The organism is Lewinella sp. IMCC34183, assembly GCF_003390915.1.
Classification (GTDB): Bacteria; Bacteroidota; Bacteroidia; order Chitinophagales; family Saprospiraceae; genus Neolewinella.
The window spans coordinates 51,033-67,950 of the sequence record NZ_QMEM01000003.1; the positions used below are offsets into that span (position 1 = coordinate 51,033).

Here is a 16,918-nt window from a genome sequence, read left to right on the forward strand (position 1 = left end):
TTCCCGAAAGGAGAACGATCGACTCTACTACCAGCCCGGCAGCAGGTTCAGCCCGAAGCTCCAGCTCGCGCCGTCGATCAGCGGACGGGCCAGGTAGGGCTCCACCACCAGCTGTCCGAAGACGTTGACGCGGGCGCTCACGCCGGCGGTGAAGATGGGCCGTACGCCCGGGGTGACCACGGTGGGCTGCCCGGTCAGGGGGTTGATTAGCACTTCACCGTCCTTGTCCAGCGTGTAGGTCGCGCCACCGAACTGGCTGACGTCCGTGAACGCCATACCGCCGTCAATGAAGAAGTTGAGGTCGCTGAAGAGGAACTTCGACTTGATCAGGGCTATCTGCTCCGGACCGGTAAAGGGTACGCGCAGCTCCAGGTTGGAGACGAACAGCTTGCTGCCGACCAGCTCGTTGAGGTCGCGGCCCGCCCCCTGCAGGGTGGTCACGGCATCGTTGGCGTTTAGGCCGCGCATGTACCAGGGGCTGCCGACGTACAGCGGGAAGAGGGTGTTGCCCCCGTCGCCGTAGCGACCGTAGTGCAGGGCGCGGAAGGCCAGGGCTCCCTTGCCGAACCACAGGTACTTGCGGTAATCGGTGTTGACCGCCGTAAAGTTGAAGCGGCCCAGGTACTGGTCCACCCCGAAGCGGTACCGGTGGCCGCGGATCGGGGCCGTCATTCCCATGTCGGAGTTGTCGCCCACCAGGGCCACACCGGCGTTGTAGAGGTTGAAGGTCTCCTGCTCCAGCTCACGCTGCCGCTCGGGCTGGGCGTTGACCTGAATGGGATAGTACGTCACCGGGTTGTAGTAGCGGGCGTAGCGGTCGACCCGGTTGTTGTAGATGCTGGCGCTGATGCTGCCCTCGAGGCGTACGTTGGTGTTGAACGGCAGGGAGGCGAAACCGCTGACCTGGTTCTGGTACAGCCGGCTGATCAGGTAAGGCGCGTTGATCAGGTCGACGTAGTTGCCGTCCCCCACCTGAATGCTGTCGCGGAAGGGGGCCTCCACGCCGAAGTTGCGGTAAGGGATGCGGCTCAGGCTAAAGCCGTAGTTGATCCGGGTCTTGCGGTTCACCCAGGCCAGGCTGCCGCCGAAATCGGTGATCTCACCATTCAGGCTCAGGGCCGTGAAGAGCTGGTTGTTGCCCAAGATGTCACTGAAGAGCAGCTGCACGCCACCGGCCAGGCCGGTGGTGGTACCGAAGACCTGGTTACTGCCCACCCCGGCACCGGCACCGCCGGTGGCGTAGTCGAGCTTGAATTTGGGCGCGTAGGGCCGCCGGGTGATCTGGTCGGAGGTGATCACGTCCTGCTTGTCCATGTGGGTGAGCAGTTCGTCCACGATGAGGTTGGCGCGGCGGTTAAGGCGCGGCAGGGTGGCCGGCGTGAGGTCCACGGAATCGCGGGCCACGCGTACCGCTTCCATGTTCTTCACCATGGTGCCGTAGATCTTGTAGCCGTTCTGGTTGAAGTAGGTATAGAGCAGGCGGTTGTTGCTCCGGTCGATGCTCATGGCGGGGGCGTAGTGGGTGATGCCCGATACGCCGGTGATGAGGTCGGTGAGGCGGTCGACGGTCGCATCAGCCACATGGTAGCGGTACACGTTGCGGAAGCCGTCGCGGTTGCTCAGGAAGTAGAGGTTACCGTCGGCTCCCTCGATGGGGTTCAGGTTGTCGGCACCCGGGAAGACGTCGATCTCGCGGCTCTCGCGGGAGGCCACGTCCAGGGCGGCGAGGTTGAAGCGCAGGTTGCCGTAGGGGCGCTCCTTGCGCTGGATACCGCGGGCGTCGGTACTGAAGTAGATCGTGGTGCCGTCGGCCGACCAGCTCGGGTGGATCTCGCTGTATACGTCGTTGGTAAGCTGGGTCACGCGTCCGCTGCGCACGTCGATGCTAAAGAGGTCGGTCTGTCCATCCACGAGGCCGGACACGACAATGGATTTTCCGTCCGGGCTCCAGGCCGGGAAGGTGAAGGCGGGTACCTCGTCGAGGCGGATCTCCCGTTCGGCCTTGCCGGATTCGACGTCGGCGATGATGAGGCTGTTCTGCCCCTTGCTTACGGCTACGTAGGCGAACTGCTTGCTGTCGGGACTCCAGGTACCGCTGTTTTCGATGTAGCTGATCTCATCGATGTGGCTGCCCAGCTTGGAGGTGCGGATCTTGCGGATCTTTTCACCGGTGCGGGCGTCGGCCAGGAAGAGGTCGATGCTGAAGAGGTCCTGCTCCGACAGGTAGATCATGTACTTGCCGTTGGGGCTGATCTCGGGCGACACGTTGATGCGTCCGCCGTTCTTGCCGGGGCCCACCAGCTCCTTGCCCACGTAGCGGTCGGCCTTGGCTTCGCCGATCTGCTCACCGTAAGTCTTGCGCAGGGCATCCTCCCACAGGTCGCTGAAGGCGTCGAACTCGTAACCGAGTACCAGTTTCGTGGCGCGCTCAAGCCCGAACTTCGCCGTGGCGCGGAAGTAGGGATTGATGACGTCATCGCCCTGCAGGCCGGTGACGAACGACCAGAAGGCCTGTCCGTAGCGGTAGGGGAAGTACTTGCCGCTGCTCAGGTCCTTGAGGCTGGGGATGTCGTCGTTGAGCACGGCGTCGCGCATCCACATGGCGGTGAAGGGGTCCACGGAGCCGATACTCAGGTACTCGGCGAGGCCCTCGACCATCCAGAGGGGGATCTTCTGCAGGTCGCGGAGACTGGTAGAGTCGCCCCGGATCACCATGTCGTACTGGAAGGCGTGGACTAGCTCGTGGCCCAGGACGTGGTGGGTCTGGGCGTTGGTGTGCGCCACGGGCAGTACCACCCGGTTCTTGAGGGCCTCGGTGACCCCGCCGGTGCCGGAGCCGATGGCCCCGCTGATGGCGTTGGTCTGCTGGAAGTCCGCGTGGTTCGCGTAGATGATCATCGGGTTCTTGAAGTCGATCGTATCGCGCAGCACGAGCTGGTGCACGCGGTACCATTCCTCGCTGTCGTTCAGGAAGTTCTTCAGCCACTCCTCGTTGTCGATGTAGGTGTACAGCTCGAAGTGGGGCGTCTGGTAGACGTCGTAGTCAAAGTTTTCGTAGTTGGGCTTATTACGACCGAAGGAGTTGAAGCCCTGGGCGGTGGTGAGCACCGGCAGGCAGAGCAACAGGGCCAGCAGATGGAGGGTTATCGTTTTCATTTTACGCACTAATCTTGGGGAATACTTTCACTTTATTAACACCTGGCAGACGGGCCTCCCCCTAAGCCACGTTTGTCGGCCAGGCTTAACAAAATGTTATTTTAGGGGGGCCGGGCGGCGGGGCGCGGGTGCCGGGGGGGGTTGAGTTGCCGCGCAATTCCGGGTGGAGGACCTCCGGTCCGAGCGGGCTACATAATATCCTGCCGCTGGCTAACCCGCGCTTCTAAATCGGGCCGCAGGCCCTCAACCCGTTGGTGTGAATTATCGCGCAAATCCGGGTGGAGGACCTCCGGTCCGAGCGGGCTACATAATATTCTGCCGCTGGCTAACCCGCGCTTCTATATCGGGCCGGAAGCCCTCAACCCGTTGGTGTGAATTATCGCGCAAATCCGGGTGGAGGACCTCCGGTCCGAGCGGGCTACATAATATCCTGCCGCTGGCTACCCGCGCTTCTATATCGGGCCGGAGGCCCTCAACCCCGGGGGGTTGAGTTGCCGAGCAATTCCGGGTGGAGGACCTCCGGTCCGAGCGGGCTACATAATATCCACCGCTCGCTACCCGCGCTTCTAAATCGGGCCGCAGGCCCTCAACCCGTTGGTGTGAATTATCGCGCACATCCGGGTGGAGGACCTCCGGTCCGAGCGGGCTAAATAATATTCTGCCGCTGGCTAACCCGCGCTTCTAAATCGGGCCGGAGGCCCTCAACCCCGGGGGGGGTTGAGTTGCCGCGCAATTCCGGGTGGAGGACCTCCGGTCCGAGCGGGCTAAATAATATTCTGCCGCTGGCTAACCCGCGCTTCTAAATCGGGCCGGAGGCCCTCAACCCGTTGGTGTGAATTATCGCGCACATCCGGGTGGAGGACCTCCGGTCCGAGCGGGCTGCATAATATCCACCGCTGGCTACCCGCGCTTCTATATCGGGCCGGAGGCCCTCAACCCGGGGGGGGTTGAGTTGCCGAGCAATTCCGGGTGGAGGACCTCCGGTCCGAGCGGGCTAAATAATATTCTGCCGCTGGCTAACCCGCGCTTCTAAATCGGGCCGGAGGCCCTCAACCCGTGCCGCAGGTCCTCAACCCGGGGGGTCAGCGTTGCCGTTACTTTATCGCCGCCACGCCCTCATTGGTCATCACCACCGGCTTGATCGTACCGTCCGCGTTGAAGTACATGCGGTCGATGCAGGTGACCCGGTGGTCGCGGCCCTCGTTGGGGATGGGGCGGCGGTGGTAGACGATGTACCAGTCGTCCGTATCCGGCACGTGGGTGACGGAGTGGTGACCGGCACCGGTAGCAATGTCCGGATCGGAGGAAAGGATGGTGCCTACCCGCTTAAAGGGCCCGAGCGGGCTGTCGGACATGGCGTAGGCGACGTGGTAACTATCGTTGGTCCAGCCGCCCTCTGACCACATGAAGTAGTAGGTGCCGTTGCGCTTGAACATAAAGGGGCCTTCCACGTAGCCTTCCGGCGTCACGTCGTGAAAGAGCTGTCCGTCTTCCCAGGGCAGGAAGCCGGTGTAGTCGTCGTTGAGCCTACCCACGTTGCACTTGCCCCAGCCGCCGTAGAACATGTAGTCGGTACCGTCGTCGTCACGGAAGACAAACTGGTCGATCGGCTGGGCATCGTGGTAAAAGCTGTCGATAAGCGGCTTGCCCAGGTGGTCGGTGAAGGGCCCACCGGGGCTATCGGCCACGGCCACCCCAATGCCGCCGTAGTGGTTGATGTCGTTGTCGGGGTCCCAGCAGCAGGTGCGCGAGGGGCGTTGCACGTCATTCCCTCCGAAGAAGAGGTAGTACTTGCCATCCTTTTCGATGGCCGCCGGCGCCCACATGGCCTGCCGCACCCAGGTCACGATCGAGGTGTCCAGTACGTGGGGGTGTTTCTCCCAGTGCACCAGGTCGGTGGAGGAAAAGGCATCGAGAAATAATTGGTCTTCGTAGCCGGCCGAGTAGGTGGGGTAGATCCAGTATTCCTCCCCGAAGCGGACGACCTCGGGATCGGCGTACCATCCTTCGAAAATAGGATTGCCGGACATTTCGCCCGCACTAGTGGCCGTCGTGACGGTATCGGAGGTGGTGCGTCCGCATGCGAGCAGGGCCAGCAGCGGCAGGAAGAGAAACTGTTTCATACCGCCAATATAGTAGCTGGCGCACGCAAATACGGTAGAGGTTAATCGTTTTAGCCGGCGGCGCGCAGGTGCAGGGAGGCGTGCTCCCGCGGCGGTAGCCTAATCTTGGCAGGAGAGCCTGACCGATAGCGGGTCTTTCCTATCCAGTCAGGGTGACCCGCGCTACGGTGGTGGCTAGGAGTGGGAAGTGATTGCGGGTCCCGGGTTATAGGGATTAAGGGGGAACGGCCCGGCACCCGTTTTTCTAGCCGGTGAGCGGCCCCCTATTCCCTCACCAGGAAAAGCAAATGGATGCGACCCAAACAAAACCGATATTGCCGATCCCCCCGATCCCACCGAATAAATATTCGCCATTTGCCGGCCGGATAAAACCCGGTACACATATCAATAGCCCATATACACCGCACCCGCGCCCCGCCGGCCCATTTGTCGACGGCTACTTTGTGTTAGCCTTAAACCCGGCGGACAAATAGCCGTTGGAACCCCCAATGAGCGAATCCACCTTTGACTACCCCGAGCGCTACCTGCCCATCGCCGAGCACGGCATCATCGGTAACCTCCATACCACGGCGCTGGTCAGCGTGACCGGCAGCATCGATTTCATGTGCCTGCCGCGTTTCGACTCCCCTACCGTCTTCGGCCGGTTGCTGGATGCCGACAAGGGTGGTTACTTCGCCTTCGAGTGCGTCACCGACAACACCCAGCACAAGCAGCTCTACCTGCCGGGCACCAACATCCTACTCACCCGCTACCTGAGCGAGGACGGTATCGCCGAGCTGACCGACTTCATGCCCATCGTCGGGGGAGAACGGGACTTCGCCATTTTCCGCCGCCTGAAGGGCGTCCACGGCAACCACACCGTAAAAGTGAAGGTGGCCCCCCGCTACAACTACGGCAAGGTGGGGTGTATCGTAGAGAAGAACCCCGAGGGCCGCGGCTACCTCATCCGCGATCCGGAAGGTACCCAACCTACCATGCTGCTGATGTGCGACGTGGAACTGAACATCGACGAAGAGGGCCTCAGCGCCACCATCGACCTCCACCAGGGCGATAACCTTGACTTCGTGCTGACGCTCAACGAGGGACAGGACTTCGACAAGGACTTCATGGAGTGCTTCACCGCCTGCCGTACCTACTGGAACGACTGGTCGGCCAAGTGCAAGTACGACGGCTTCTGGAAGGAGGCCGTGCTCCGCTCCGTGCTCACGCTCAAGCTCCTCACCTCGGCCCGCTACGGCAGTACGATCGCCGCGGCTACCTTCGGACTGCCCGAAAAGATGGGCGGCAGCCGCAACTGGGACTACCGCTACACCTGGATCCGCGATGCGGCCTTCACCATGTACGCCTTCCTGCGGCTGGGCTACACTAAGGAGGCCGAGCAGTTTATGGACTGGATCCGCGACAAGTGCATGGACCACCTGCAGCTCATGTACGCGGTCGACGGGGAAACCGAACTGACGGAAACCGACCTGGACCACCTGGAAGGCTACCGCGGCAGCCGGCCGGTGCGCATCGGCAACGGTGCCCACGATCAGACGCAGATGGACATCTACGGCGAGCTGATCGACACCATCTACCTGTACAATAAGGCCGGGGGCAGCATCACTCACCGCTTCTGGCAATCCATCCGCACCCTGGTGGACTTCGTCGTCGAGAACTGGCAGCAAAAAGACCACGGCATCTGGGAGGTCCGCAGCGGCAAGCAGCGCTTCCTCCACTCGGCCGTCTGCTGCTGGGTGGCCATCGACCGCGCCATGAAGATCGCCGAGGACCGCAGCCTCCCCTGCCCCATGGGCGAATGGCGGAAGGTGCGCGACACGATCTACGAGGACATCTTCGAAAACTTCTGGAACGAGGAGCTGCAGTCGTACGTGCAGTACCAGGGCAGCAGTACGCTGGACGCCAGTGCGCTGCTGATGCCCCTGCTCCGCTTCGTAAGCAGCCAGGAGCCCCGCTGGCTCAGCACCTTTGCGGCCATCGAGGAGAAGCTCTCCGCCGACGTGCTCATCTTCCGCTACAAGCTGGAGCACGGCGCCGAAGACGGTCTGGACGGCGATGAGGGCGCCTTCGCGATCTGCTCCTTCTGGTACGTAGAGTGCCTGGCCCGCATCGGACAACTCGACAAGGCTACCGTCGTCTTCGAAAAGATGCTCGGGTACGCCAACCACCTCGGACTGATGAGCGAGGAGATCGGCATTCACGGCGAGCAACTGGGGAACTTCCCGCAGGCCTTTTCGCACCTGAGCCTGATTTCCGCTGCGTTTCAGATTGATAAGAAGAGGAGGTAGTTCTGTAGTTCTGTAGTTCTGTAGTTCTGTAGTTCTGTAGTTCTGTAGTTCTGTAGTTCTGTAGTTGGAATTTTGAAGCCCGTAGCAGGTTCACCCTTGACTAATAATCTACCAGCGAGCGCAGCGAGCGAGACTACAGAACCACCAGCGAGCGAGACTACAGAACTACCAGCGAGCGCAGCGAGCGAGACTACAGAACCACCAGCGAGCGAGACTACAGAACTACCAGCGAGCGAAGCGAGCGAGACTACAGAACTACCAGCGACCAAAGGGAGCGCAACTACAGAACTAAAGCGAGCGCAGCGAGCGACACTACAGAACTACAGAACTACCAGCGACCAAAGGGAGCGCAACTACAGAACTAAAGCGAGCGCAGCGAGCGACACTACCGATACCCAGCAGCCTGCAAATCAAACAACTCCGCGTAACGGCCGCCCAGGGCAATAAGTTCCTCGTGGCTGCCTTCTTCCACCAGCCCGCCGTACTCAAGGAAGAGGATGTGATCGGCCATGCGCACCGTGCTGAAGCGGTGGCTGATCAGCACGGCGGTCTTGCCGGCAATGAGCTCGGTGAAGCGCTGGAACACCTCGTACTCCGCGCGGGCGTCGAGGGCGCTGGTGGGCTCGTCGAGGATGAGCAGCTGGGCGTCGCGCATGTAGGCGCGGGCCAGGGCGATTTTCTGCCACTGTCCGCCGCTGAGGTCCACGGAGTTGGCGAAGCGGCGGCCGAGCAGCTGGTCGTAGCCATCGGGCAGGGCGGTCACCACGTCCTCGGCGAGGGACTTGCGCGCGCTGTCGAGGATGCGCGCCTCGTTCTCGCTTTCCTCCACGCGGCCGACCACGATGTTCTCGCGGGCGGTCATCTGGTAGCGGAAGAAGTCCTGGAAGATCACGCCCACGTTGTCGCGCAGGGTGGTGAGCTCGTAGTCGCGCAGGTCGCGGCCGTCCAGCAGGATGCGGCCTTCGGTGGGTTCGTAGAGGCGGGCCAGCAGCTTCACCAGCGTGGTCTTGCCGGCACCGTTCTCGCCCACCAGCGCCACCTTCTCGCCGGCGGGAAGCTTGAAGCTGAGGTTGCGGATGGCGTACTGCTCCGTATTCGGGTAGCGAAAGCTCACGTTCTCGAACTCCCACCCGATCCGCACCTCCCCGGGGAAGGGGATGGAACCTGCCCGGTCCGCGATGTTGGGGCGGATGGCGAAGAAGTCGAAGAGGTCCTGCAGGTACAGGGCGCTCTCCCCGATGGTGGCGAACCGCGACAGTACGGACTGTAGCCCCTGCTGCATCTGCCGGAACGCCCCCGACAGGAAGGTGAGGGACCCGACGGTGATCACGCCGTTGATGGTCTGAAAGATGATGAGTACGTAGGCCCCATAATAGGTCAGGGCGCTGATGGCGCTGAAGAACGCCCCCCAGCTGGCCCGCTTGATCGAGAGCTTGCGGTTGGCGTGGTAGTACTTGAGGGAAAGCACGCGGAAGCGCTCAGTGATGAAGTCGGCCAGGCCGAAGATCTTCACCTCCTTGGCCGTGGTGTCGCTGGCCCCGATGTAACGGAGGTAGTCCAACTCCCGCCGTTCGGGCGTCCAGCTGCGGGTCAGGCTGTAGACCTGCTGGTTGAAGTAGTTTTCCTGGATGAAGCTGGGGATCACCGCCACCACCAGCAGGAGGATCAGCCAGGGATTGAAAGCCGCCACGCTCACGCCGAGGAAGATCAGGGTCACCGTACTCTGGAACTGCGCGAGCAACTGGCTGATGAGGGTGGACCGGCTGGTGGTCTGCCGGCGCGCGCGCTCCATCTTGTCGTAGAATTCCGAGTCTTCGAAATGGTACAGGTCCAGGATGGCCGCGTGGCGCATCAGGTCCACGCTCGTCTGGTTGGTGTACAGGTCGGCCAGCAGGCTGTCGACGAGGTTAATACCGCGGCTTAGCAGGTCGGATACCAGGAAGAGCAACAACTCCAGCGCGACGAGCTCCCAGAGGTAGGTAGTGCTGCCGGAGACGTCGAGCAGGCGGATCACCTCATCGATGATCAGTTTGCCAACGTAAAGCTTGGCCGTAGGCAGCGCCGCCTGCAGGACGCGCAGGACAATGTTGGTCAGGGTAAGGGACGGACTGGTTTTCCAGATCAGCCGGAAGAAGGGCGGGAGGTTCCTGAGGGCGGAGAGCTGATCTCTCCAGGTGCGCGGCTCTTCGGCGGCCGCGCCGGTACGTCTTCCTGGTGGCATGGGGTACTAACACCCGCCCACCAAATCGGGTTGCCGGACATCGGATGTCTTGGACATCCGATGTCCGGCGCATCAGTCGTCCTGCCGCTTGAAGTCCCCCCGTTTCCAGCCGTCAAAGAATTGCTTCCAGGCTACCGGACTGAAAATGTTCATGGGCGGGCGCTGTCCGATGTAGTAGGTCTGCCGGGCCTGCTGCCGCAGGTAGTAGCTGCCGTTCTCGGCCCCGGAGCGCGGTACGGTCTCCTGCAGGCGTTCCAGCTTGTCGGCGGAGAGATTCTCCGAGGCGCGCGACTGCAGCTCGGGGGTCACGTCCATGGCCAGAAACTCCAGCTTGAAATGCTCACGGCTCGGCCACGGAAATACGACGGCCTCGGGCAGGTCGATCGCATTGTAGGTCATCAGTTGCACGAGGCTGTACTTATCGTCCTCCAGGTCGGGGTCGATCACGAACTCCACGTCGTCGTACCCGAGGGCGCTGAACAGGATGGTATCTCCCTTGTGAGCCACGATGCTGAAGAAGCCCTCCAGGTTGGCGTAGGTACCCCGCCCGTCGTCCTTGATGAGCACGGTGGCGTAGGGAATGGGCTGCAATTGGCTGGTGGTGCCGTCTAGTACCATACCCGAGAACTGTACGAGCGGCTCGCCGTACTGGTCCACTAACTGGGCGTGCGCCGCGGAGCCGACGCCGAAACAGAGTAGGAAAAGGAAGAGGTACTTCATAAGCGGGGAAAACGTGATCGCCTTAAGGACGCGCCGATCGCGTGCCGGGTTGGATGGTCCTGATTTGTTAACGAATTATTTGTCGCAGGGGTTGTCCTCCCCTACTCCACCGAACTCAGTGCCCGCTCCAGCACGTCGAGCATGTCTTCCACGTAGGTGACGGTCATGCCCTTCAGGTAACGGGACTCCACTTCACGGACGTGGCGTTCGTTGGACGCGCTCAATATTACCTCCTTCATGCCCGCCCGGCGGGCCGCCAGTAGTTTCTCCTTGATCCCGCCCACGGGCAGGACGCGCCCGCGCAGCGTGATCTCGCCCGACATCGCCAGGTAGGGCTTCACCGGCCGGCCGGTGTAGGCGCTGGCCATGGCCGTCAGCATGGTGACACCCGCGCTCGGCCCGTCCTTGGGCGTGGCGCCCTCGGGCACGTGTATGTGCAGGTCCTGCCCCTTAAGGGCCTCCTGGTCGATACCGATCTCGGCGGCCTTCGCCCGCAGGTACGAGCGGGCCGTGGTGGCGCTTTCCTTCATCACCGTACCCAGGTTACCGGTCTGCTGCAGCCCGCCCTTTCCCGGGCTCAGGCTGGCCTCCACGAAGAGGATCTCCCCGCCCACCTGCGTCCAGGCCAGCCCCACGGCAATGCCGGGCTGCTTACCTACGCGGTAGGGCTCGCGGTCGAACTTGCGGGGGCCCAGTACTTCCTCCAGTTGCTCCGGCCGCAGGGCCACCTGCTCGGCGTCCTCCATGGCGATCTCCTTGGCCGCGTAGCGCATCAGGCCGGCGATCTGCCGGTCCAGTGACCGGACGCCGCTCTCGCGGGTGTAACCATCTATGGTCTCCCGCAGCACGGCCATGGGCACCTTCACCTGCCGCGCCTTCAGGCCGTGGGCCTGCCGCTGCTTCGGCACGAGGTGACGCTTGGCGATCTCCAGCTTCTCCTCGGTGGAGTAGCCGCTGAGGGTGATGATCTCCATGCGGTCGCGCAGGGCCGGCTGGATCGACTGCAGGCTGTTGGCCGTAGCGATGAAGAGCACCTTGCTGAGGTCGACGTCGAGATCGAGGTAGTTGTCGTGGAAGGTGGAGTTCTGCTCCGGGTCGAGCACTTCCAGCAGGGCCGAGGAGGGGTCACCGCGGTGGCTCTGGCCGATCTTGTCCACCTCGTCGAGGATGAAGACCGGATTGGCGCTGCCCACCTTGCGGAGCGACTGTACGATCCGGCCCGGCATGGCGCCGATGTAGGTCTTGCGGTGGCCGCGGATCTCGCTCTCGTCGTGCAGCCCCCCGAGGCTGATGCGGACGAATTTGCGGCCCAGGGCGTTGGCGATACTCTTACCCAGGCTGGTCTTGCCCACGCCCGGCGGGCCCAGCAGCAGCAGGATGGGCGCGCTCATGTCGCCCTTCAGCTTCAGCACGGCCAAGTGACCGAGGATGCGGTCCTTCACTTTTTCCAGGCCGTAGTGGTCGTCGTCCAGGGTCTTGGCGACGTCCTTGAGGGCAAAATTGTCCTCGGTGTACTCCCGCCAGGGCAGGTCGAGCAGCATCTCCAGATAGGAGAGCTGCACGCTGAACTCGGCGACCTGCGGGTTCATGCGCTTCAGGCGGGTCAGCTCGCGCTGGAAGGTCGTGGCGACCTCCTCGGGCCACTGCTTCTTTTCCGCCCGCCCCTCCAGTTCGCCGATCTGCCGGTCGGTGGGGTTTTCCCCCAGCTCGTCCTGGATCGCCTTGATCTGCTGGTTGAGGAAGTACTGCCGCTGCTGTTGCTCGATATCGCCGCGCGTTTTGTTCTCGATCTGGTCGCGCAGCTCCAGGATATGCAATTCTCTACGCAGCTCGTTTAGCACGGCTTCGCCCTTGTCCGCCAGGTCGTCGATCTCCAGCAGGCGCTGCTTGGCCGCGGGCTCACCGTTGAGGTTGCTGGCGATGAAGTTCAGCAGCTGGCTCGGTCGCTCGATGTTGTCGAGCATCACGCGGGCCTCGGTCGGGATATTGGGGCTGAGTTCCACGGCCCGCACGGCCATGTCGCGGATGCTGTCGACGGTCGCCCGGAAGGTCAGTTCCTCGGTCGGCTGCCCGTATTCCAGCGGTACGATAGTGCCGGCCAGGTAGGGCGTCTCCTGGGTGACGGAGGTACGGCGGATCCGTTGCCCGCCCCGCAGTACGGCGGTGAGGCTGCCGTCGGGCATGCGCAGCATCTTAAGGATACGGGCCAGCGTTCCCACTTCGTAGAGGTCGTTGACCTCCGGCTCTTCGAGGTTGACGTCCCGCTGGGAGAATACGGCGATGAGCCGGTTGTCCTCCGAGGCCTTGTTGACGGCATTGATGGAGCGGTCCCGGCCGATATTGATCGGCGTGACGATGGTGGGGAAGAGCACGGCATTCTTGAGGGCGAGGATGGGGATGGGCCCCGGAACGTTGCCGTCCACGGGCTCCTCGTCGCCGTCCTCCAGGCCGAGGAACGGGAGCATCTCGGGGTCGTCTTCAATTCCTCGTTTGTCCATTCGTCGGGGGATTATTGGTCGGGGCACAGGCAGTCGGTTGGGGCTTTTCGCGACCGGTAAAGGTACGCAACCCACGGTCGACACCCCTGTGGCGGCGGCGGCGCGCGGGTGCAATGAAGGTGGAACGCCCTCATCGGTCAAATTACCGGACTGGTCGATATTCGCCCGTCCCGCACATCCTTTGGTGGAGCTGCGTAGTTATGGCTAGAAAACAATATCATGGTCACCATCTTCCCGCTTTCCCAGGACAACATGCTCGGTTTCACCCTCGACGGCGAGGTAGACGAGGAGGGAATGCGTAAGCTGCTCATGGCCGTGGAAGCCAAGGTGGTCACCCACGGGCAGTTACGCCTCCTGGGCAACATCAAGAACCTCAGCGGCATCGCCAGCTACCAGTCCTTCTGGAACGTCATCAAGACCAAGAAGGAACTGCTGGAAAAGATCGATCGCTACGCCATCCTCACCGACCACGCCTGGCTTTCCGCCGTCAGCAGCGGACTCGACTGGCTCACGCCCCGCCTCCAGGTCAAGACGTTCCGCCTCAACGAAGGCGAACGCGCCCACCAGTGGCTGCAGGAAAGTGGAGAGGAACGTACCGCCCACGCCCACTCCGACCCCGGCGAGAGTGCCGCACTGCGGGAGATCGACCTGGGCGACGACCGCCTGCTCGGACTTGCCATCGTCGGCCGCATCCGGGAAGCCGATCTCGACCGCATCAACTTCCTCATGGAAGAGAAGGCGCGCCACCACGGCAAGATCCGCCTGCTCCTCGAGATCGTCAACGGAGAAGGCGTGAAGTCCAGCAACTGGTGGGTAGACCTCAAGTCCAGCCTCAAGTTCTATAAGCACCTCGAGCGGGTAGCCATCATCGGCGACCAGTCCTGGCTCAAGACCAGCGTCAAGCTCAGCGACCTGCTCACCCCCGGCCTGGAAATGGCGGCCTTCTCTACCGCCGAGCGGAACCGGGCCATCGGGTGGTTGGGGTAGGAGTAAGTAGCATGTAGCGGGTAGCTTGTAGATGTCGTGCGCGACTACAAGCTACCTACTACAAGCTACCTACTCTCAGGCACCGACCGCGGCCGGATGATCAGCCGCAGGCTCTGGTTATAGTTGATGTAGTTGTAAAGCCAGTTCAGGAATACGACCACCTTGTTGCGGGTACCAAGAATGGCGAATAGGTGCACCAGCAACCACACCAGCCAGGCCATGATCCCGCCGAAGTGAAATTCCGGCTTCGGAATGTCGACCACGGCGCGGGCCCGTCCGATGGTGGCCATACTCCCCTTGTCGTGGTAGTGGAAAGGCTCCCATTCCTCGCCGCGCAGGTGACGGTACCGCAGATTCTTGGCGAGGTGCTCCCCCATCTGGATCGCTACCTGCGCCACCTGCGGATGCCCCTTCGGAAATTCGGGCTCCTCCATGTAGGCCACGTCGCCCAGGGCGTAGATATTCTCGGTGTCCTTGACGCGGCAGAAGCGGTCCACGGCCAGGCGGTTGCCGTAGGTGATCGCGCTTTCGGGCAGACCGGGGACCGGCACTCCCTTGATGCCGGCGGCCCAGATCACCTTCTGAGTGACAATGGTGCGCCCGTCGTCCAGGGTGACCAGTTTGCCGTCGAAGGCATTGACGCGGGTATTCAAAAGCACCTTCACGCCCAGCTCCTCGAGGTACTTGAGGGCCTTGGCGCTGCTGTCGGCGCTCATCCCCTTGAGTACTACGTCGCCGGACTGCACGAGGTAGATGTCAAATTCCTCCTCGACCTCCAGCTCCGGATAGTCCTTGGGCAATACGTGGGTCTTCATCTCGGCCAGCGAGCCGGCCAGTTCCACACCGGTGGCGCCGCCCCCGACGATGACGATGTCCACCAGTTCCTGCCGGTCGTCGTAGACGGGGGTGGTGAGGGCGTCTTCGTAGTCGTCGAGAATCGAATTGCGCAGGTAGAGGGCTTCGGAGACCGACTTCATCGGCAGGGTGCGCCGCTCCAGTTCCTCGTTGCCGTAGTAATTGGTATCGGCCCCGGTCGCGACGATCAGGTGGTCGTAGTTGCAGTGTCCCAGCGGCGTCTGGATCTGCCGCGCGACGGGGTCGACGTGGGTCACCTCCGCCATACGGATGAAGATATTTTTCTCCCCCTGAAACAGCTTACGGAAGGGAAATACGATACTGCTGGGCTCAAGCCCCGCCATGGCCACCTGATAGAAGAGCGGCTGAAACTGGTGGTAGTTGTTCCGGTCGATAAGGACGACCTGGAAGTCGGCCTTCACCAGTTTGCGGGCCAGCTGGAGGCCACCGAATCCGCCGCCCACAATGACGACGCGCTCGAGGGTACTTTCCGGGATGTTGATCTTGGTAGTAGGATCCATACCTGGCTGTAAGCGGGCGGACGCGCAAAGGTTCGCACCGCCGACCGGGCACGTCGCGGGACATCAGCTAAATCGATTTACAGCGACTGATTATTCCGGTCAGTGTGTATATTGGCGTATCAATTTCCCGACCATGCCCAAGCAGACTATCCCGACCAACCGTCGTCAATTCCTGCGGACCGCCGCTACGGCCGCCGCCGCCTTTACCATCGTTCCCCGCCACGTGCTGGGCGGAAAGGGCTATCAGGCCCCGTCCGATACCGTCAACATCGCCGCCATCGGCGCCGGCGGCAAGGCAACCGGTACGCTGCAACACCTCGAGAGTGAGAACATCATCGCGCTCTGCGACGTCGACGACAGCCGCGCCAAGGACAGCCGCGAACGCTTCCCGAAGGCTACTTACGATCGCGATTTCCGGGTGATGCTCGACAAGTACGGCAAGGATATCGACGCCGTCGTGGTCACCACTCCCGACCACATGCACGCTACCGCCGGCCTGGCTGCGATGAGCCTGGACAAGCACGTCTATATCGAGAAGCCCCTCACGCGGACCATCGCCGAGGCGCGCATGCTCACCAAGATGGCCAAGAACAAGCCGCAACTCGTCACCCAAATGGGCAACCAGGGCGCGAGCGGCGAAGGCATTCGCCGGACCCAGGAACTCTACGAGGCCGGCCTCATCGGCGACGTACATACCGTTTACGCCTGGACCAACCGCCCCGTCTGGCCCCAGGGCGGCAAAGTGCCCGAGGGCCGCGACCCGATCCCGGCCGATTTCGACTGGAACCTCTGGCTCGGCATCGCGGAAATGCGCCCCCACAACAGCGCCTACCACCCCTTCTCGTGGCGCGGCTACTGGGACTTCGGTACCGGTGCGCTCGGCGACATGGGCTGCCACATCGTGGATTCCCCCTTCTACATCCTGGAGCTGGGCTACCCGGTAAGCGCCGAGGCCAGCGTGGCGCAGGTATTCAGCCAGCCCTGGACCCCCGACTACCACCCTGAAACCTGTCCGCCGGCCTCAAAGATCCACGTCAAGTTCCCCCAGCGCGGCGAGAAGCCTCCGGTAGAACTGATCTGGACCGACGGGGGTATCCTGCCCGGCCGGCCCGAGGAGCTCGGCGTCGACGAGCCCATGGGCAACAGCGACGGCGGCTTCCTGATGGTCGGTACCAAAGGCAAGCTGATGGCCGATACTTACGGCAATAACCCCCGCCTGCTGCCGACCTCGCGCATGGAACAGATCAACGTAGCCAAAACCCTGCCGCGGGTCGAAACCTCCCACGAAATGGACTGGATCAACGGCATCAAGGAAGGCTACCAGCCGAGCAGCCACCTCGGCAAGGCCGGCCCCCTCACGGAGACCATCCTGATGGGCAACCTGGCCGTTCGCGGCTACGCCTACCGCTTCCCGAAAGTGGACGGTGAGGAGGGTGAGTACGAACTGCGGGGCCGTACCCGCCTGCTGTGGGACGGCGACGAGATGCGGGTGACCAACGTCGATGAGATGAACCGCTTCGTCAGCCCGACCAACGTTCGCGACTTCTAG

General features: G+C 62.5%; 9 protein-coding genes. 3 read left to right on the top strand and 6 right to left on the bottom strand.

Features of this window, described 5'->3' with window-relative positions; translation table 11 throughout:
• Positions 1-27 precede the first annotated feature (27 nt).
• Together DQG19_RS07765 and DQG19_RS07770 are read right to left on the bottom strand one after the other, a co-directional pair.
• Positions 28-3,156: a PD40 domain-containing protein gene (locus tag DQG19_RS07765; RefSeq protein WP_116125690.1), complete on the bottom strand. Its 3,129-nt coding sequence runs from the start codon at positions 3,154-3,156 to the stop codon at positions 28-30.
• Between the two features lie 1,094 nt (positions 3,157-4,250).
• Positions 4,251-5,279 carry a glycoside hydrolase family 43 protein gene (locus tag DQG19_RS07770; RefSeq protein WP_116125691.1) on the bottom strand — a complete coding sequence of 343 codons (1,029 nt, stop codon included), beginning with the start codon at positions 5,277-5,279 and terminating at the stop codon, positions 4,251-4,253.
• A 488-nt stretch (positions 5,280-5,767) separates the two neighbouring features.
• On the opposite strand from DQG19_RS07770, the gene DQG19_RS07775 reads away from it, so the two are divergent.
• On the top strand, positions 5,768-7,567 hold the full coding sequence (locus DQG19_RS07775; protein WP_116125692.1) for a glycoside hydrolase family 15 protein: 1,800 nt from the start codon (positions 5,768-5,770) through the stop codon (positions 7,565-7,567).
• 385 nt (positions 7,568-7,952) lie between these two features.
• On the opposite strand, the gene DQG19_RS07780 is transcribed toward DQG19_RS07775, so the two are convergent.
• The 3 genes from DQG19_RS07780 to lon all read right to left on the bottom strand — a co-directional run bounded on the left by DQG19_RS07780 (position 7,953) and on the right by lon (position 13,006).
• Positions 7,953-9,788, bottom strand: a complete 1,836-nt coding sequence (locus tag DQG19_RS07780; protein WP_116125693.1) for an ABC transporter ATP-binding protein — start codon at positions 9,786-9,788, stop codon at positions 7,953-7,955.
• Between the two features lie 72 nt (positions 9,789-9,860).
• Positions 9,861-10,508, bottom strand: coding sequence for a carboxypeptidase-like regulatory domain-containing protein (locus tag DQG19_RS07785; RefSeq protein WP_116125694.1), 648 nt, complete (start codon positions 10,506-10,508; stop codon positions 9,861-9,863).
• A 101-nt stretch (positions 10,509-10,609) separates the two neighbouring features.
• Positions 10,610-13,006, bottom strand: coding sequence for an endopeptidase La (gene lon / locus DQG19_RS07790; RefSeq protein WP_116125695.1), 2,397 nt, complete (start codon positions 13,004-13,006; stop codon positions 10,610-10,612).
• Positions 13,007-13,225: 219 nt separating this feature from the next.
• On the opposite strand from lon, the gene DQG19_RS07795 reads away from it, so the two are divergent.
• Positions 13,226-13,993 carry an STAS/SEC14 domain-containing protein gene (locus DQG19_RS07795; protein ID WP_116125696.1) on the top strand — a complete coding sequence of 256 codons (768 nt, stop codon included), beginning with the start codon at positions 13,226-13,228 and terminating at the stop codon, positions 13,991-13,993.
• Between the two features lie 65 nt (positions 13,994-14,058).
• Here DQG19_RS07795 and DQG19_RS07800 read toward each other — a convergent pair whose 3' ends face one another.
• Positions 14,059-15,369 carry an NAD(P)/FAD-dependent oxidoreductase gene (locus DQG19_RS07800; protein WP_116125697.1) on the bottom strand — a complete coding sequence of 437 codons (1,311 nt, stop codon included), beginning with the start codon at positions 15,367-15,369 and terminating at the stop codon, positions 14,059-14,061.
• Positions 15,370-15,502: 133 nt separating this feature from the next.
• Here DQG19_RS07800 and DQG19_RS07805 point away from each other — a divergent pair, with 133 nt between their 5' ends.
• The gene (locus DQG19_RS07805; RefSeq protein WP_116125698.1) at positions 15,503-16,918 is read left to right on the top strand and encodes a Gfo/Idh/MocA family protein; all 1,416 of its coding nucleotides are present in this window, start codon (positions 15,503-15,505) and stop codon (positions 16,916-16,918) included.